Source organism: Chitinophaga barathri, assembly GCF_003807585.1.
GTDB lineage: Bacteria > Bacteroidota > Bacteroidia > Chitinophagales > Chitinophagaceae > Chitinophaga > Chitinophaga barathri.
In genome coordinates this window covers 218,154-235,764 of sequence record NZ_RMBX01000012.1, presented here as the reverse complement: position 1 = coordinate 235,764, position 17,611 = coordinate 218,154, and the positions used below count along the sequence as shown (strand labels likewise).

14 protein-coding genes are annotated in these 17,611 nt (G+C 52.3%); 6 read left to right on the top strand and 8 right to left on the bottom strand.

Features of this window, described 5'->3' with window-relative positions; translation table 11 throughout:
* Positions 1 to 5 precede the first annotated feature (5 nt).
* Positions 6 to 827 (top strand): purine-nucleoside phosphorylase, encoded by an 822-nt coding sequence (locus EG028_RS21430; protein WP_120518376.1) that lies wholly within the window; start codon positions 6 to 8, stop codon positions 825 to 827.
* Here EG028_RS21430 and EG028_RS21425 read toward each other — a convergent pair whose 3' ends face one another.
* Positions 828 to 1,307, bottom strand: a complete 480-nt coding sequence (locus EG028_RS21425) for a LytR/AlgR family response regulator transcription factor (RefSeq protein WP_120518375.1) — start codon at positions 1,305 to 1,307, stop codon at positions 828 to 830.
* 230 nt (positions 1,308 to 1,537) lie between these two features.
* On the opposite strand from EG028_RS21425, the gene EG028_RS21420 reads away from it, so the two are divergent.
* Positions 1,538 to 2,992 (top strand): serine hydrolase domain-containing protein, encoded by a 1,455-nt coding sequence (locus EG028_RS21420; RefSeq protein ID WP_120518374.1) that lies wholly within the window; start codon positions 1,538 to 1,540, stop codon positions 2,990 to 2,992.
* Between the two features lie 14 nt (positions 2,993 to 3,006).
* Here EG028_RS21420 and EG028_RS27785 read toward each other — a convergent pair whose 3' ends face one another.
* The 3 genes from EG028_RS27785 to atpG form a co-directional block, all read right to left on the bottom strand.
* Positions 3,007 to 3,297, bottom strand: coding sequence for a hypothetical protein (locus tag EG028_RS27785; protein WP_162946598.1), 291 nt, complete (start codon positions 3,295 to 3,297; stop codon positions 3,007 to 3,009).
* Between the two features lie 141 nt (positions 3,298 to 3,438).
* Complete coding sequence (gene scpB / locus EG028_RS21410) at positions 3,439 to 4,740, bottom strand: SMC-Scp complex subunit ScpB (RefSeq protein WP_120518373.1); 1,302 nt, start codon at positions 4,738 to 4,740, stop codon at positions 3,439 to 3,441.
* Positions 4,741 to 4,844: 104 nt separating this feature from the next.
* Positions 4,845 to 5,729, bottom strand: coding sequence for an ATP synthase F1 subunit gamma (atpG, locus tag EG028_RS21405; RefSeq protein WP_120518372.1), 885 nt, complete (start codon positions 5,727 to 5,729; stop codon positions 4,845 to 4,847).
* A gap of 651 nt (positions 5,730 to 6,380) precedes the next feature.
* Between atpG and EG028_RS21400 the strand changes: the two genes are divergently transcribed.
* From EG028_RS21400 to EG028_RS21385, 4 genes are all read left to right on the top strand, one after another.
* Positions 6,381 to 7,742, top strand: a complete 1,362-nt coding sequence (locus EG028_RS21400; protein WP_120518371.1) for a 3-keto-disaccharide hydrolase — start codon at positions 6,381 to 6,383, stop codon at positions 7,740 to 7,742.
* 113 nt (positions 7,743 to 7,855) lie between these two features.
* Positions 7,856 to 8,197 carry an MmcQ/YjbR family DNA-binding protein gene (locus EG028_RS21395; RefSeq protein WP_120518370.1) on the top strand — a complete coding sequence of 114 codons (342 nt, stop codon included), beginning with the start codon at positions 7,856 to 7,858 and terminating at the stop codon, positions 8,195 to 8,197.
* 99 nt (positions 8,198 to 8,296) lie between these two features.
* Positions 8,297 to 9,907: a hypothetical protein gene (locus EG028_RS21390; RefSeq protein ID WP_123864753.1), complete on the top strand. Its 1,611-nt coding sequence runs from the start codon at positions 8,297 to 8,299 to the stop codon at positions 9,905 to 9,907.
* A gap of 7 nt (positions 9,908 to 9,914) precedes the next feature.
* Complete coding sequence (locus EG028_RS21385; RefSeq protein WP_120518368.1) at positions 9,915 to 10,616, top strand: hypothetical protein; 702 nt, start codon at positions 9,915 to 9,917, stop codon at positions 10,614 to 10,616.
* A gap of 85 nt (positions 10,617 to 10,701) precedes the next feature.
* On the opposite strand, the gene EG028_RS21380 is transcribed toward EG028_RS21385, so the two are convergent.
* Genes EG028_RS21380 through EG028_RS21365 form a run of 4 tightly spaced genes read right to left on the bottom strand, consistent with a single transcriptional unit; the run spans position 10,702 to position 17,607 of the window.
* On the bottom strand, positions 10,702 to 12,018 hold the full coding sequence (locus EG028_RS21380) for an IPT/TIG domain-containing protein (protein WP_120518367.1): 1,317 nt from the start codon (positions 12,016 to 12,018) through the stop codon (positions 10,702 to 10,704).
* Between the two features lie 24 nt (positions 12,019 to 12,042).
* Positions 12,043 to 12,951, bottom strand: coding sequence for a phosphodiester glycosidase family protein (locus tag EG028_RS21375; RefSeq protein ID WP_120518366.1), 909 nt, complete (start codon positions 12,949 to 12,951; stop codon positions 12,043 to 12,045).
* A gap of 20 nt (positions 12,952 to 12,971) precedes the next feature.
* A complete protein-coding gene (locus EG028_RS21370; protein WP_120518365.1) occupies positions 12,972 to 14,258 on the bottom strand; it encodes a RagB/SusD family nutrient uptake outer membrane protein in 1,287 nt (428 codons plus the stop codon).
* A 19-nt stretch (positions 14,259 to 14,277) separates the two neighbouring features.
* Positions 14,278 to 17,607, bottom strand: a complete 3,330-nt coding sequence (locus EG028_RS21365) for a TonB-dependent receptor (RefSeq protein ID WP_120518364.1) — start codon at positions 17,605 to 17,607, stop codon at positions 14,278 to 14,280.
* Between the last annotated feature and the right edge of the window lie 4 nt (positions 17,608 to 17,611).

The window sequence follows — 17,611 nt, the reverse complement described above, 5'->3', positions numbered from 1 at the left end:
GCAGCATGACTTTACAGCAACAGCTTTCAGAAACCACCACATACCTGCGCCAGCAGGGCTTTGCGGACGCAACCGCCGGTATCGTGCTGGGCACCGGCCTCGGCGAACTGATCCAACACATCGATATTAAAAAGAGCATTCCTTACGGCAGCATCCCGCACTTCCCGGAATCCACCGTGGAGACACATAAGGGCCAGCTGATCTTCGGTTTTATCGGCGGCACGCCTGTGATAGCCATGCAGGGCCGTTTCCATTATTACGAAGGGTATACCATGCAGCAGATCACCTTCCCCATCCGTGTAATGAAAGCGCTGGGCGTGCAGCAGCTCCTGCTCAGCAACGCGGCCGGCGGCATGAACCCCGCTTACAAAAAGGGCGATCTTGTATTGCTGAACGATCACATCAACCTGCAACCTGAAAACCCTTTACGCGGCGCGCATGATCCCGCCTTTGGCCCGAGGTTCCCGGATATGAGCAGACCTTACAGCCCCCCGCTGGGAGACAAACTGAAAGCCGCGGCCTTACAACATAACAAACCACTACATGAAGGCGTATACGCGGCCGTGATGGGCCCCAATCTTGAAACCCGCGCGGAATACCGTTTCCTTCGCCTGATAGGCGCGGACCTTGTAGGTATGAGCACCGTGCCTGAAGTAATTGTGGCGAACCAGGCAGGGCTACCCTGCGCGGCCGTTTCCGTCGTGACGGACGAATGCGACCCCGATCACCTGGAACCGGTATCCCTCGCCGAGATCATTGCAGTGGCCGGCAGGGCGGACAAGGTGCTGAGCAGCATTTTCGCCACGGTGATCGAAGGGCTGGGCTGATCACTCGCCCAGCCATTTGCGGAATTCGGGCGCTCTCAGGCGGCTTACGATAATATCCTCTTCCAGTGCAGGTTTTACCTGCACTTTTAGTTTCCCGTTGAACCAGGCCTGCACTTTCACAATACTGCCGTAGTGCGCGATACATTGCCGGTTGAGGCGGAAAAAGTCCCGGGCATCCAGCTCGGCGCAAATATCATCCAGGCTTTTTTCCAGGAGATGATCCGTGTTGTTGTTCGTGCGGATGCAGGACATGCGGTCGCGCACATAAAAGTACGCGATGTCGCTCACCGGCAGGGAAATAAGGCGGGTGCCGCTTCTTACCAGGTAACGTTGCGGAGGGGCGGGAATATTCAGCCCGCTCAGCAGGCTGCCCATCTGGCCGGACATACGGAGTATCTCCACATCATAATCAAAGGTGGCAATAATGTCTTTTAACTGCTGGGCCGCTGCGGCTTCCGTTTCATTGATAAGTATCTTCATATCGGGGCATTATTTATACAAGCATGGGACGTTGATTCAAATGTAGGATGCCCCGGCTGAAAGGTTTGATCAAATCGATGAAGTGCATGGAGGGGCGATGAAAAGTAAAATCGGGGGGATGAAATGAGACGATCCGGCGGTTCACCACATATTCCGGCGCATTCGTCACATTTGGGGCTGCGGGGCGCGTGATTATCCGCAATTTGAAGGCTGAACACAAAACCTCAGCCATGCTCAAACAAGCCCTGATTACCGCCCTTTTGGCCCTCCCGGGCCTTGCCGGCCTTTGCCGGCAGACCGCCGCCTCTTCCAACGCGCCTTATCAGAAAGAAACCCCTCATGATAAAAATAAAACAGGTGCTTCCCTGCAGGCAACAGACTCAATTGCCCTGCTGAAAGGAGAAAAAGCCGAAGCCCTTTTGGAGGCTTACGCGAAACTGAATCAATTCAACGGCACCGCGCTGGTAGCCAGTCATGGAAAGATCATCCTGCAAAAAGAATATGGATGGCGCAATGTTGTACAACAGGCCCCCAATGATGAAAACAGCATCTACCAGGCCGCTTCCATCACCAAAACCTTCACTGGCACACTGGTGATGAAGCTGGCGGAAATGAAAAAACTCTCACTGGAGGATAAGCTCAGCAAATATTACCCGGGTTACCCCAAAGGAGACAGTATCACGATCGCGCATTTATTATCACACACTTCCGGCATTTACAATTATACGATGAACGGTGACTTTATGAACCAGAAGTCCACGCTGCCCGCCACCGAAGAAGAAATACTGGCTCTCTTCCGCGATGTGCCGCTGGACTTTTCACCGGGCACCGGCTGGAACTACAGCAATTCGGGTTACATGCTGCTGGGTTATATTATCCAGAAAGTGACCGGCCTGCCGTATGAAACAGCGATAAGAAAATACATCTTCGCTCCGCTGGGAATGCAGCATAGCGGTTTTGATTTTGCACATCTGCGGGATAAGAACAAAACACTCGGCTATGCCGCCGATTCCACCGGCGCCTGGGCCTACACCGTGCCCAGTACCGATTCTTCCGTTTCCTTTGCCGCGGGTTCCATTTACCTCACCGCAGGCGATCTCTTCAAATGGCACCAGGGGTTAACAAAATATGCCATCGTAAGCCCGGCAGGCTGGCAGGAGATCAGCACCCGCAAACGTGAAAATTACGGCTTCGGCTGGATCATCGACAGCCTGCAGGGGCAGCGCACTGTAGGCCACAGTGGCGGTATGCGCGGCTTCAGGACCAATTTCATCCGGGTGCCGGAAGATGATGCCTGCATCATCCTGCTAAGCAACTCGGAGACCATGGCGCTGGAAGCCATCACCCAGAAACTGCTGGCCATCCTCTACGACAAGCCATACCAGTTGCCCGCCAACAGAACGGCCATCAAGCTGGATACGGTTATCCTGAAAAGATATACCGGCACCTACCTGCTGGCGGAAAAGAACCTCAAAGTGCATATCGTCCTTGAAAACGGGGAGCTGGCAGCTTATCCCGAAAGAGGCCCGCGTTCTTCATTATGTGCAACAAGTCCTTCCTGCTTCTTTTTGAAAGAAGACACAGATTTTGAAACTTGTTTCATCACAGATGCAACGGGGAAAGGGGTTAAACTCATGATCAATAAAAACGGGAGAACAGGAGTAGCCAACCGTGTGGAAGAATGACCTGCAGAAGAGGACTATTCCTCTTCTTCGTCTTCTTCGTCATTCAACCGGTCGTCCGCATCTTCGATTTCTGCTTCCAGGTCGTCTTCTTTTTCTATGTCTTCATCATCGAATTCGTCCTCATCCAGTTCTTCCAGGTCGTCCAGTTCGTCGTCTTCTTCTTCATCTTCTTCCTCTTCGTCTTCATCCTCACCTTGTGCCGCGGCAGCGAGAACCTGCAGCATGGTATGGTAATCCGTTTCTTTCAGGTTCTCGAGGGATTCCCATTCTATTACGGCAGTGCCGTCGCCTTTTTGTCTGATCATTTTCGTAAAGTTTTATGATATGGAATTTACGGAAAAAGGGTGGGTAAAAATGAATATGAATTATTGTAATTGATGCGGGAATAGTGGCAGATCTTGCAAGAAAAAAGCCGGGCTTCGGTTCCCGGCTTTTTTAAGATTATGTTATCTTTTGTTTTCGTCGTTTTCTTTGTCTTCATTTCCTTCTTCGTCCTCATCATCTTCCCCGTCTTCTTCATCCTCATCTTCATCCTCATCTTCCTCATCATCTTCTTCATCATCTTCTTCATCATCTTCATCGTCTTCATCCTCATCACCCTCATCTTCATCCTCATCGTCCTCATCATCTTCTTCGTCATCTTCATCATCCTCCTCGTCTTCTTCATCTTCGTCATCATCACCTTCTTCATCGTCTTCTTCGTCATCATCACTATCTTCGTCTGTATCCTCTGTGTTTTCCGCGTCCCCGTCATCAGCACTTTCTTCCGCCGCTTCAGATTCCTCACCCTCTTCGCCAAACTCCTCTTCCTCAGATGCGTCAGCAGCAGCTTCCAATTCTTCCGTCTCCTCATCAACCTCCGCTGTTTCTTCCTCTTCTTCTGTTTCTTCTTCCGAAACCTCTTCCACAACTTCCTCTTCCGTCTCTTCAACGGGAGCCTGTATATTCTCTTCTTCCTCCGGCGGATTTGCTGTCTCCCCGCCGGTCTCAATATTTTCAACAGTCAATTCCTCAACAGCATCATCCACCTCCGCAATGTGCTCCTCCGTAGGCTCATCATCCATCATAATGGTGGTGGTCTCCGTCAGTTCGCCGGTTTCCGATATCACCAGGTGGCCTTCGTCGTCCCTGATCTCTTCGTCCACCGTAAGTTCTTCCGTATTGCCGTCCAGCGTCAGCTGCGTGGGTGGCACAAAATCCTCTTCGAATATCTCCTTCAGCTTCGGCAGGTCTTTCGGGGAATTGAGCCCGAAATAGTCCATAAAAGCCTTGGAAGTGGAATATAACAAGGGCTTGCCCGGCAGCTCCTCGCTGCGGCCGGAGATCACGATCAGCTCTTTTTCCAGCAGTTTGGTGATGGAATAGTCCGTGCTCACCCCGCGGATATGTTCAATTTCGCCCTTGGAAATGGGTTGTTTGTATGCGATAATAGCCAGCGTTTCCAGCGCGGCGGTAGAGAGGCGTTTCAGGAATTTCTCCCCGTTCAGCTGCGCAACTGTCTGGTAATAATCCCTTTTGGTCAGGAACTGGAACCCGCCGCCGCTTTCACGAACGCTGAATGCGTAAAACTCCGAGTTATATTTTTCCTGGATGGCTTCAATAGCAGTATCCACCTGTTCCTGCGTGGCCCTGTCTTCCAGGAAGGCCAGGGCATTGTTGAGCAGCTCCAGGATGTCCGTTGCCGGCAGGGGCCGGTCTGCGGCAAAGATCAGTGCTTCTACATGCGGAATGAGCTGGGAAATTTCCATGGACGGTGGTTTGTCTGAAACAAAAATGTCAAAGGCCGAAAATAAGACCTTTGACATTCTTTCAGAAATATAAAAAATGTGCTGTTGATTATTTGTGAATAAGATCAACCCATCAGGGCCGCGGCGCCGCTCACGATCTCGGTCAGTTCCGTAGTGATCGCTGCCTGGCGGGCACGGTTGTATTCGATCTTCAGGTTGCGCAGCAGTTCGCCGGCATTATCCGTAGCCTTGTCCATCGCGGTCATACGGGCGCCATGCTCTGATGCGTGGGCGTCCAGTACGGCTTTAAAGAACTGTGTATTCAGGATCTTCGGCATCAGCTCAGCCACCAGGATGTCTTTTGCAGGCTCGAAAATAAAGTCGGCTTTCTGGGTTTTGGTTTCTTTGTTTTCCACTTTCGCGATGGGGAGGAACTGCTCCACTTTGAAACGCTGGGTAGCGGCGTTTTTGAACTCGCTGTAGATGATCTCCACCGCATCGTATTCGCCTTTGATAAAACCTTCCATCGCCACGGATGCGGCGGCTTTTACGTTCTCAAAGGTGAGGTTGGCGAACAGGCTCCAGTAGCTTTCGTTCACTTTGTAGCCGTTTTTGGTAAAATGTTCCCAGGCTTTTTTGCCGATCGGGAAGATTTCCACCTGGCCTTTGGCGAACTGCTCGGAATACTTTTCACGGATGGTCTGTTTGGCCAGCTTAATGATATTGGAGTTATAAGCACCGCACAATCCGCGATCTGAAGTGACAGCCACGATCAGGACCTTTTCCACCTGGCGGTTGGCAGCCAGCGCCATGTCAAAATCGCCTTCGCTGTTGCTTACGATATTTTGCAGCATTTCCTGCAATTTCTCGGCATACGGGCGCATTTGTACGATGGCATCCTGTGCACGGCGCAGTTTGGCAGCACTCACCATTTTCATGGCTTTTGTGATCTGCTGGGTAGACTGGATGGATTTAATACGGTTACGAACTTCTTTAAGCTGTCCAGACATATATATTAAAAGGTTTACATAAAAGGGTATGCACCCCCCTATTTTTGGCTGCAAAGGTAAGTAAAGGAGTGATATTCCGGAATACCCGCCCGGATATTTTCTCCTGATTCTGGTCAGGTTCCACCCCGGAACGGCCGTAACACCCCAACCGCTTCCCTTCATTGATACTATTTTAACCCTTCTTCTCCTTGCTCTCTCCTTGCTCTATCCTTCGACGATCCTTGCTCTATCGTTCGACCAGGCTTAGGGTGAATATATCATCACTTTCGGACTACTACGATTTTACCATTTTTTATCCTATAGCGATCTAATAGCGATCCTATATCGATCGTATAAGATGGGTTTTGGGAAAATATACCGTCACTTTGCAATTTTGACCCATCCGCTCCCACACCGCCCTTGCGGATCCAGAATTATCCTGTTATCTTGGTAAAAACGCCCTTCATCAATCTTTTTGCAATCGTTTGCAAATATTGGTGATATTTTTCTATCTTGGTTCCCGCCTGAGCTCATCTTACTGGTGCATAACAGCTTAGTGCAGCGCCGCCCGGGCCGGCGCTTACCGGTCAACTTTAAAAAAATCAAACTGAAAGCGGCAGGTGCTTATACCCGGATGGCAAACGGCGGCTTTACTGATACAAATCTATTTCCATGAAAAAGTTTATCCTTCTCGGATGCGGCCTGCTATGGCTCACCGCCGTCTCCGCTCAGGGCGGCAAATGGCAGAACCTCTTCAACGGCAAAGACCTCAAAGGCTGGAAACAGCTGAACGGTAAAGCCATCTACACAGCAAAAAACGGCGAGATCGTAGGCACCACCGTACTGTCTGAACCCAACTCTTTCCTGGCCACCGAAAAAGATTACGGCGATTTCATTTTTGAAGTGGAGTATAAGCTGGACAAAGACTTCAATTCCGGCATCCAGTTCCGCAGCCAGAGCAAACCCGAATACCAGAACGGCCGTGTATATGGCTACCAGATGGAAGTAGACCCCTCACCCCGCCGCTGGAGCGGTGGCGTGTACGAGGAAGGCCGCCGCGGCTGGCTCTACCCACTGGAGCTGAACCCCGGCGCCCAGCATGCCTACAAAGCCAACGCCTGGAACAAATACCGCATCGAATGCCGTGGCTCCGAGATCCGCACCTTTATAAACGGCATATCCGCCTCGCATGTGATAGATAACGAGCTGCCTTCCGGTTTTATCGCCCTGCAGGTGCATGGTATCGGTAAAAAACAGGAAGATGCCGGTAAAAACATCCGCTGGAGAAATATCCGCATCATCGAAAACCCCGCCGCCTCCCAATATTCTCCCTACGACACCGTGTACGTGGTAAATAACATCCCGAACACCCTGTCCGAACAGGAAAAACGCCAGGGCATCCGCCTCCTCTGGGACGGCTCCACCACCAAAGGCTGGCGCGGCGCTTACAAACAGGCTTTCCCCGAAAAAGGATGGAATATCACAGACGGCACCCTGAACGTAGAACCTTCCAGCGGCGCTGAAAGCACCAATGGCGGCGATATCGTTTCAGACGAAGAGTTTTCCGCGTTCTCCCTGGAGTTTGACTTTAAACTCACCGAAGGCGCGAACAGCGGCGTGAAATATTTTGTGACCGAATCAGAAGGCAACAAAGGCTCCGCCATCGGCCTGGAATACCAGGTGCTGGACGACGAAAAACATCCTGACGCCAAACTGGGCGCCGCAGGCAACCGCAAGATCGGCTCCCTGTACGACCTCATCCCCGCTTACAAACTGTACGCCTCCCACAAAAAAGTAGGCGAATGGAACCACGGCCGCGTGGTAGTGTATCCTGACAATCGCGTGGAACACTGGATGAACGGGCACAAAGTGGTGAGTTATGTACGGGGCGACAATATTTACAAAGCCCTCGTGGCCCGCAGCAAATACGAGAAGATACCCAACTTCGGCATGGCTGAAAAAGGACATATCCTGCTGCAGGATCATGGCAATGCCGTGAGCTACCGCAGCATCAAAATAAAGAGTTTGAAGTAGTCAGCGACTATTTCATTGTTCACTGTTTTTCAATCGACATCCCGATTCCTCGGGATGTCTTTTTTTATGGGCAACCCGGTATTTCCTACTTTTGCGGGAATAAACACCGTGTTATGGTAGATACCCTTCGCAGTATATGCGGCAAGTTCCCGGGCGTTACGGAAGACATCAAGTGGGGTGCGGACCTCTGCTTTTGTGTGGGCGCTAAAATGTTTTGCGTAGTGGGCATAGAGGCCCCGCATTATTTTTCCTTCAAATGCTCGCCGGAGAATTTTGAGGAACTGACCGAACGGGAAAACATCATCCCGGCGCCGTATATGGCAAAACACCTCTGGGTTTCTGTCCGTAAGTCTTCTGCTGTTAAAAAGGATGAATTAAAACAACTGCTGGAAGAGTCTTACAACCTGGTAAAAAGCAAGCTGCCGAAGAAAGTGCAGGAGCAACTCGGCAAATGATAATAATTATATGATGATTTATTAAATATAGCACAATTATGCTATATATATTCCGGTATTTCCCCATATCTTGCCGCCTATTCCCTAACCTGATACACTATGCGGAAACCAAAATCCTGGCAGGTGGCACTACTTTTATTGTTGTCCCCTATCCTGTCCAAAGCCCAAACAGACTCCTTAGCCAAAGCCAAAGCAGCAATGCGCAAAGCGGGCAATACTACTAAGCTGGAAATCCTCTATGAAAGCGTAACCCACACTTCGCGCAGTTCGAGCGGATATTACAGGACCTATACGGTGGACCATCCCATGATCAGCATAGATGGCAAAGCGGCCGTGGAAATTGATAAACGCGGCGATATTCTCCGTCGTTATTATGCAAAATGTTACCTGGCCCAGGCAGAGCTCAACAAAAGCAACACCTACCGTAAAAATGCGAAACTGTACATGTGGGGCGGATTTGCCGCCGGAACCGCGATCGCATTCTCTGGCCTGTTCAATAACCCCGGGATGGACGAGGGCCGGTTCTTTTCCCGTTTCGGCATCGGCGCCGGCGTAATGGTCACCGGCACAGTAGTGGCCTGGATCAAATACAGAAAGGCAACCAAACATCTTCATATGTCGGTGGATGTATACAATGACAAGTGTTATTTCCCATTAAAGACAGATACGACGCAGCAACCCAAAGACACCACAGCTGCGCGGAAGCCGGGCGAAACCAGTCCTGTTAAAATGGTCCCTAAGAAAAAAGTACTTTATGATCTGCTGCGCAATGAGCCGGAGAATTCGGGAATGTCGGGATTTGCGCTTACGCTGGCCAATGTGGACGTCAACGGCCTCAATACCAATATAAAAGGCGGGGTGGGATTTTTTTATACCCACAAAAACAACATCGGCCTTTCTGTAGATTACCAGGTCGCTTACCTGGACAATCCGGAAGTGGAAAAAAATGTCACTCCTTTCGACTGGCAGGAGACCGCCGCACCTACCAGGTACCGCAGGGCGAATAATCTGGATATACAGACAAAGTTCCCTGTAAAGAGCTGGACCGTGGAGCGCAAGTATGGTGTTGGCCTTGGCAGTAAACGGTTGGGCGGCCGGGTAGCGGAAGTGGTGGGCTCGCTCACCGGCGATGTGCAGAAATCCGTAACGCTGCGGCTTGGTTACCAGATAGACAACCGGTTGATATACGGATCGTCCACCGGGATTGAATTCAAAACCAATACCGAGCCCTATATCTATCACTACGGCGGAGAGGAATATCCTTTAATCCCCGGCAATGTCAACGAGCAGTCTGCCATGATGCGCTCCGGCATTATCAGTGCGGGCATCGGACTCAGCTCGTACTGGGACATGAAAATCCAGTTATTGGATAATGAATTCAGCGGTGTCCGGGAAGTGAAAAGGCAGAACGACCTTTACCTGGACGCGATGTATGCGCAGCAGCTTAAACTGGAGGACCTGGTTTATTATCATTCGCTTCTCTATGTAACGGATGAAGGGGAGCACATTCCGCAACGCATCAACATAAGCGCTACGCCCCTCACCAAAATAGGCGCCAGGGCGGGCTACAGGTCAACCAGGATGAAAAGCCACCGCGGTCACAGGGTAGGTGCGGAAATAGGCATAAGGCCCGGGCCGAAAGTAGTTATAGACAACGTTTACTTTCAACTTCAGGCCGCACTGATCTTCGGAGGCAGAATTAACCATTAAATCCAGCATGATGAATTTCAACACTATTATACTCTCTGCTCTTTGCATCATTACGATCAATAGCTGCAAAAAAAGCGACGCCGGAAAGCCCTGCGATCCTTCAATAAAACCCGTTGTGAGCACCAATTCCCCTGTTATGGCGGGCGAAACCATCCAGTTGTCCGTCAGCGGCATTGACAACGTAGCCATCATCAACTGGCACGGGCCTGATAATTTCAATTCCCACGAAGCCAATCCCGAAATTCCCTATTCCAATGGATTTGCCGCGGGGCGTTACACCGTGGATGTTATCTCAAAATCAGGCTGCGTTTATACCGCCGTCACTGATTCCGTGGTAGTAGAAGGCTCGGAACCCGCCTGCCAGTTAAACGATAACACAGCCCAGCTTTTCCGCAATATCCAGTTCCATGATATCACTGTAACCGGGCAAACACAGGTAATTGCCGACAGCTACGACAGTGACATTACCTTCACCTTCAAAACACCCGGAACGCTTCCTACGGGCATGTACAGGATCAAAGCACAGCCGGAGTACAGAGACGAAGTGGACATCAGGTTCCTTGCTTACAGTGCCTATTATGTTGCAGAAAGCGGCAATGTCGCCATAACACGTGAGAACGGTAAAATCGTCATTACTTTCTGTGATATCGAATTCAAGGAAACGGGAACATATTTTAAAATGAAAGGAAGCGCAAGGCTGGTGTTTTAAGAAAACGCGATGGAAAAAACGAATTCTATTCAGCATAAAAAAGGGGCTACAGTGAGCCCCTTTTTTTATACCGTCTTTTTTATGATTACTTCATCAAAGTGATCTTCCGGATACAATGGTTGGTCAGGTCCGCTACATAGATCACACCGTCTCCATCCACACATACATCGGTCGGGCCGTTCATTTGGGCTGCCGCTCCCGCGCCGTCCGCATATCCTTTCACGGTGCCGGCCACCGTGCTTACCAGGCCTGCCGCATTGATCTTGCGGATCTTGTTGTTATTAAGATCGGCAATAAAGATATTCCCGTTTTTATCTCCTGAAATACCGTATGGGTCCGCAAAACGGGCACCCGCCGCATCTCCGTCGCGATAGCCGGTGTTACCGTCCCCCGCGATGGAAGTCACCACACCAGCGGGTGTGATCTTACGGATGCGGTGGTTCAGCCTGTCCGCCACAATAATATTCCCGTCCTTATCCACATCCAGGCCACTCGGGTTTTTGAACTGCGCGACCGTGCCGGTACCGTTTGCAAAACCGGCTGTGCCGCTCCCGGCAAGGGTGGTCACCGTACCGTCCGCTGCTACTTTGCGGATGCGGTGGTTCAGGTTATCCGCCACGTATACATTTCCCGCGGCATCTACCGCTACGTCCAGCGGCTGGTTAAACTTTGCGGCAGTACCCACACCGTCCGCGTAACCGGCCGTTCCACCGCCCGCGAGAGTGCTCACTACGCCAAGCGGGGTGATCTTGCGGATGGCGTTGTTATCCCTGTCCGCCACGTAGATATTTCCCGCTGCGTCCGCCGTGGCTTTCCAGGGCAGTTTGAACTGTGCTGTTGCACCCGCTCCGTCTGTGTACCCTGCGGCGGTATTCCCGGCTATTGCTTTTACTTCTCCCGCCGTTATCATCCTGATGCGGTTATTGCCCCTGTCCGTTACGATCAGGCGGCCATTTGCATCTACGGCCACCCCTTCGGGATTGCGGAAGAGTGCGCTGGTTACCGGGCCGTCCACCGAACCGGCCGTAGTGCTGCCGGAATATGTTTCCACGATATATTCTTCCATGGCGGGCACATACGCGTACACCGGCCCTTCTGTTTTAGTATTCCCTACGGCTACTGTTACCGGTCCTGTGGCACCTGTAGCAGGGCTCACCACCTGCAATTGTGTAGCGGCCGCTTCGATTACGATCGCATCCACACCGTTGAACTGCACTTTATTGTTCTCACGCACATAGCTGAAGTTTTTTCCTTTCAGTGTTACGATGATGCCGGCTGTGCCTGAAGACGGCCAGATGGCGGTAACTACCGGCGAGCCGGTTTCCTGTTTGTCATCATCCTTTTTACAGCCGGCGCTGAAGAACAATGCCAGCAGTAAACATCCCGTTATAATTTGTTTCATGATTCTGATCTGTTAGGGTTAGGATTATTGTGCCATGATCATCCACGCATTGCCCACGGCCCTGTTAGTACCATCGCTGGGACGGTTGCGCACCTGCCATACATCCGCCAGCGGATGTTTGATCATAAAGGTGCTGGAGCCGCCGCCGTCTACATTAATGGCAATCGTAGCGCCGCAGGCTTTCAGCATCTGGCCAAGACGGGTGATGGTGATGCCATTTGAATAATAGAAGCTGCGGCCGTCCACTACAATGAAATACATCTTGCCGGACGCGTTCATACCGATGCCGGTGCGCGGTTCCACGGTCAGGTCCGTTTGTGTCAGCACCTGGTTGTCCCTCACGAGCATGGGACCGCCACCGAGCGCTTCCCGGAGGTCGTTTTGTTGTTCTGCAAACTCCGCGCGGTTGCCGATCACGATCTCCCCCGTTTTCGTCACGCCCATAAATGTGGCGCTGCGTGCGTTTGCCCAGGTGGTTTTGATCACCTTCCCGTCTTTGACAAATATGCCGCGGGGCTCGCCGGTTGAGGTGTTAAAGAAGTCCGCATTTACAGCGGCCATTACTTTGGCGTTGCCGGTTTCGAGGTATTTAGCCATGTCCGGCACGGTCTGCATGGCATAGGCACTGGCGTTGTAAGGCGTACCTGCTTTCAGTTTCAGGCCGGGATGTTTCGTATCTATTTCAAGGATAAACACGTGCATGGCATAACCGTCCGTGCTCAGGTAATGAATGTCTGTCTCCATGATACCCGGCGTCACCTGGAAAAGCGTATCGGAAAATACCTGCGCCACCACGCCGGAGCTGTCCGCGATCTTTTTCGTAAGCGGACTTTCGATGATGACGGGGGCCTGGGCCACACTGTCCTTTTCGCAGCTCACGCTTACGGCTGCGAACAATATCAGTACGGGAATGAGTCTTAACTTATTCAACATATCAGTTCGTTTATTCAGTATTAATAATCGTCGTTTTGATCCAGCAGGTTGTTCAGCGCCAGTTCGTTCATGGGCAGCGGATATTTCACCTCGCGGCCCGCAAGGCCGATGTCCTGCACGGCACGGTTCAGGCGCACCAGGTCGTACCAGCGGAAGCCTTCGCCCAGCAGTTCTTTCCTTCTCTCCAGCAGTACGGCATCCAGGTAGTCTTCGTCCGTAGCAGGCTGTATGGGGTCCAGGCCCCGGAAAACGCGCAGTTCATTCAGCCTGTCAACACCCGCCAGGCCTCTTGCTTCCGCGCTGATCAGATACATTTCCGCCAGGCGTACCACGACGATCGGGTCCGTACCGCTCTGGCCGCTGGGATATTTATTGATCACACGCAGGCCCTGGAAAGTTTCCACGGACAGAGCAGTGCGTTTGTCCCCGGCGGTGAACATGTCCATCACTTCCTGCGTGGGCCTGTATACGTAACTTCCTTTTACGGTATGTGCGTAGGTGTAAAAGAGGGTGCTCACGCGGATAGACGATTCGGTGGTCAGGTTTTTAAAAGAAAATATCTCTTCCGTATTCTGCGTGGCCCGGAATATTTTCTCAAAAGCATCCAGCGAAAACAGGCCGCTTCCTATTACTTCTTCCGCAAGTTTGCCCGCATCTTCTTTTTTACCCTGCGCCAGTTTTACACGTGCCATCAGGGCTTTTGCGGCAATGCCGGACACCTGGTAGTACTGGCCCGCTGTATAAGCCGGCGCGTGTGTGATCGCCTGCTCCAGCTCTTCTTCGATAAATGCCCAGGTTTCCGCTTCGGTATTCCGTTTTACTTTCGCGGTGGTGTTTTTTCTTAATACCGGCACGCCGCCCCAGCGGGTTACGAGGTTATAATACAGGTACCCGCGGAAAAAATGCGCGATACCGGCTACCTGCATTTTCCGCTCTGTATCGGGCATGCCGTCCAGCGTTTCCAGCAGGTTGTTCACCTGGAAAAGTGCGGAATAATAACCGTTCCATGCGGCGGACATCAGGCCATTCTCAGGGCGCAGGATGTTCGTGATAAAGGTATTCAGACCACCATCTGTAGTGGCGCCCGCGTTGATCAGGTTGCCGCCGGTAATGTCGAAGGAGATGTAGGATTCCGCGCCGGGCGCATTTTGCATGCGGTTGTAAATGCCGGTCAGGAAGGCTTCCACGTCTGCTTCAGACAATGTGTTCGTAGCTACGGCGGAGTGCGACTTCACGTCCAGCATTTTGCTGCAAGACACCAGCAGGGTACATGCGGCGAGTATGAAAGGCATCACGGTTCGTTTCATAACAATATTTTGCATCGGTTTAGAAATTCAGGTTTATGCCGAAGTTGAAGGCCCGCGGCTGGGGCAATACAAGATTGTCCTCCCCGATAAAACGGGGGTCCAGGTTGGAGGACACCTCCGGATCGAGGCCGGAATATTTGGTCCAGAGCCAGAGATTATCCGCCTGTGCATATACACGCAGGCGTTTGATGTGCACCTTTTGCAGCAATGCGCGCGGCAGCTCATACCCGAGGGATGCGGTACGCAGGCGCAGGAAAGATCCGTCTTCCATCCACCTCGATGAATTATAGAGGTTGTATGCAAGACTGTAAATGGCCCGCGGCGTGGTATTGCTCGTGCCCGGCCCTGTCCACCTGTCTTCCGCTACCCTGGCCACATTGTTCACATTGTTCTGCCCCAGCCTTTCGATGGTGATACGTGAAGAAGCGTATATTTCCTGGCCTACGGAGTAGTTGAAGAAAACGGTGAGATCAAAGTTGCGCCAGCGGAAGGTGTTGTTCCAGCCGCCAAAAAAATCAGGATTGGAACTGCCCACGATCTGGCGGTCGTTGATATCGATATTGCCGTCGCCGTTCACATCTTCGTAATGCACGTCTCCCGCTCTTACCCCAATAGCTTTCAGCGGCGCGGGCACTTCTTTGTCATCCTGGAAAATGCCGATCATTTTATACACCCAGATGCTACCGATGTCGTACCCTACCTGCAAGGCCCTGTTGCCGCCGATGGACAGCACATCGTTGTTGCCGATAAGTGAGGTGATGCGGTTTTTGATAAAGGAGATATTAAAGTCCGAACGCCATTGCAGTTCCCCGAACTGGAAATCTGTCCCCAACGCTACTTCCAGGCCGTTGTTCCTCATAGACCCGATGTTGCTCGTCAGGCTGGTGAAGCCGGAGGTGGCGTGGACCGGCATGTTGTACAGCAGGTTCGTCGTGTTCTTCAGGAAATAATCCACGGTAAGGTTCACCCTGTTTTTCAGCAGTGAGAGGTCGATGCCCGCATCAAACTGGTTCGCTTTTTCCCAGGTAAGGTCGTTGTTACCAAATCCTGTGATGGCGATACCGCTTTTGCCGTCGTAGTTATAACCGCCGCCGGTGAGGGATTGGTAAGCGTAGTTGCTCACGCCTTCCTGGTTGCCCGTGGAGCCATAGCTCGCGCGAACTTTAAGATCCGTGCCGCTGAAGGTCCAGAAAGGTTCTTTGGACACCTGCCAGCCCGCGGATACGGAAGGAAAATAACCATACCGGTTATCGGGGGAGAAGCGCGAAGACCCGTCTGTACGGATGGAAGCGCCCAGCAGGTACTTCTCTTTCCAGGCAAGGTTCGCACGGCCGAAATAAGATTCCATGGCGTTCCCGTACAGGTTGGTGGTGGCGTTGGTGATCACGGAAGCCGCTGCCAGCACGTCAAACGATGGCGCGGGGAAACCGTTGCCGTCGATGCTGCTGGCGGAAGTCATCACGCGCTGGAAGGAATGGCCGCCCAACAGGTCCAGCTTTACGCCGCCGAACTGGTGTGTGTAAGTGAGCGTGTTTTCCAGCAGTATGTTCGTCATCCACCGGCGTTCGTCTATCAGCCTGCCGTTGCCGGTGCCGTAGGGATGCGCCTGGTTGTAATACACGTAATCGTGGGTAAGACCAAGGTCCGTACCGAAAGAAGTTTTATAGGTAAAAGAAGGAGAGAAACGTATCTCCGCGAAAGCATTGCCAAGCATACGGTAGCTTTTCAGCGCGGCTACTTCTTCTCTTAATATCTGGATGGGATTGTGATATACGAGATCGGGCGTGCCGCCTACGTAGTAGCTGCCATCCGGTTTGTAAGGCCGGTCAAACGGGCGGTGGGGAAGGCTTCTGCTCATCACGGAAGAGCCGAGGTTGGAGCCGGGCACCCTGTTGTTGTCCGAATAACTGAAGCTGAGGTTCACACCGGTTTTCAGCCAGCTGAGCGGTTCAGACGCGAGGTTGATGCGGCCGGTGTATTTTTTCAGGTCGTTGTAGATCACGGTGCCCTGCTGGTTCAGCACGCCGCCGGAGATGTAATAGGTGGTCTTGTCATTGCCGCCTGATGCGGAGATGTCCAGGTTTTGCGACCAGGCTTTGCGCAGCACCAGTTTCATCCAGTCCGTTTCGGGCAGGCCGGGATAGGGATTGTCCACACCGGGAATGAACTTGCTGTTGCCTGGCTCGTAACCGTATTGCTGGTTGTAGTTATCAATCGCTTCGTTCGCCACTTCCAGGTACAGTTTGGAGTCCGCCATTTTCACTTTACGCAGGTTGGGCACATCCGTAACACCGGTCCATGCGTTTACATTGAGCCCGCCAGTGCCTTTGCGGCCGCTTTTGGTGGTGATGATCACTACGCCGTTCGTGGCGCGTGAGCCGTATATAGCGGCGGAGGATGCGTCTTTCAGTACTTCAATGGAGGCGATGTCCGCCGGGTTCAGCTGGGCCAGCGGGTTCATTTCACCACCGAAGTTGAAGATGGCCGCGTTGTGCGGGATGATGGGCACGCCGTCGATCACATACAGCGGTTCATTGTTCGCGCTGAGCGAGCCTGTGCCGCGTACGCTTACACGCAGCGCGCCGCCGGGCATACCGGAAGAAGAAGATACGTTCACACCCGGCATACGCCCCTGCAACATCTGGTCCGGGCCCAGTACCGGCCGGGCATTCAGGTCATCGGGTTTGAATGTGCTGATGGAGCCGGTCAGTTCTGTTTTCTTTTGTGTACCGTATCCGACCACCACTACCTGCTGCATGGAGCGGCTTTCGCGTTGCAGGAGGATGGTGAGGTTTTTGCCGTCTTTTATCTCCACGGATTGTGTAGTGAAGCCAATGTAGGAAAACAGCAGCGTGGCCTGTTCGCTGACGTTCGCCAGCTGGAAGCGGCCGTTCGCATCGGTCACCGTGCCGCCGGCGGCGCCTTTTACAGATACGGACACGCCGGGCAGCGCTTCCCTGTTTTCATTATCCAGCACCACACCCGATATGGTAATGGCTTTCACCTGCTGTGTTGTTTTATCTTCCGGCTTCATCAGTATCACCGTTTTGTCCACGATGCGATAGGTGAGCGGCAGGCCTTCCAGCGCGCGGTCCATCACTTCCTGTATGGTAGCGTTGCGCAGCTGCAGCGTGATATTCGTTTTAACGCGGGCCATGTTTTCGTCCCGGAAGATGAACAGGTAATCGCTTTGCTGGCGGATGATCTTAAACACCGTTTCCAGCCGCGCGTTGTTTACCGTCACGTTCAGCGGCACATCCTGTACCCTGGCCAGGGCCGTGAGATGCAGCCCCGCCAGCAGCACAATCAGCAGCAGGTGTTTCAGCGCCTTGATTCTGTAGTTCAACATTGGT

Excerpts from the sequence above, each read along its gene's own strand:
- EG028_RS21430 (WP_120518376.1), top strand. The coding sequence starts at position 6 with ATGACTTTACAGCAACAGCTTTCAGAAACCACCACATACCTGCGCCAG.
- EG028_RS21425 (WP_120518375.1), bottom strand. The coding sequence starts at position 1,307 with ATGAAGATACTTATCAATGAAACGGAAGCCGCAGCGGCCCAGCAGTTA.
- EG028_RS21420 (WP_120518374.1), top strand. The coding sequence starts at position 1,538 with ATGCTCAAACAAGCCCTGATTACCGCCCTTTTGGCCCTCCCGGGCCTT.
- EG028_RS27785 (WP_162946598.1), bottom strand. The coding sequence starts at position 3,297 with ATGATCAGACAAAAAGGCGACGGCACTGCCGTAATAGAATGGGAATCC.
- scpB (WP_120518373.1), bottom strand. The coding sequence starts at position 4,740 with ATGGAAATTTCCCAGCTCATTCCGCATGTAGAAGCACTGATCTTTGCC.
- atpG (WP_120518372.1), bottom strand. The coding sequence starts at position 5,729 with ATGTCTGGACAGCTTAAAGAAGTTCGTAACCGTATTAAATCCATCCAG.
- EG028_RS21400 (WP_120518371.1), top strand. The coding sequence starts at position 6,381 with ATGAAAAAGTTTATCCTTCTCGGATGCGGCCTGCTATGGCTCACCGCC.
- EG028_RS21395 (WP_120518370.1), top strand. The coding sequence starts at position 7,856 with ATGGTAGATACCCTTCGCAGTATATGCGGCAAGTTCCCGGGCGTTACG.
- EG028_RS21390 (WP_123864753.1), top strand. The coding sequence starts at position 8,297 with ATGCGGAAACCAAAATCCTGGCAGGTGGCACTACTTTTATTGTTGTCC.
- EG028_RS21385 (WP_120518368.1), top strand. The coding sequence starts at position 9,915 with ATGATGAATTTCAACACTATTATACTCTCTGCTCTTTGCATCATTACG.
- EG028_RS21380 (WP_120518367.1), bottom strand. The coding sequence starts at position 12,018 with ATGAAACAAATTATAACGGGATGTTTACTGCTGGCATTGTTCTTCAGC.
- EG028_RS21375 (WP_120518366.1), bottom strand. The coding sequence starts at position 12,951 with ATGTTGAATAAGTTAAGACTCATTCCCGTACTGATATTGTTCGCAGCC.
- EG028_RS21370 (WP_120518365.1), bottom strand. The coding sequence starts at position 14,258 with ATGAAACGAACCGTGATGCCTTTCATACTCGCCGCATGTACCCTGCTG.
- EG028_RS21365 (WP_120518364.1), bottom strand. The coding sequence starts at position 17,607 with ATGTTGAACTACAGAATCAAGGCGCTGAAACACCTGCTGCTGATTGTG.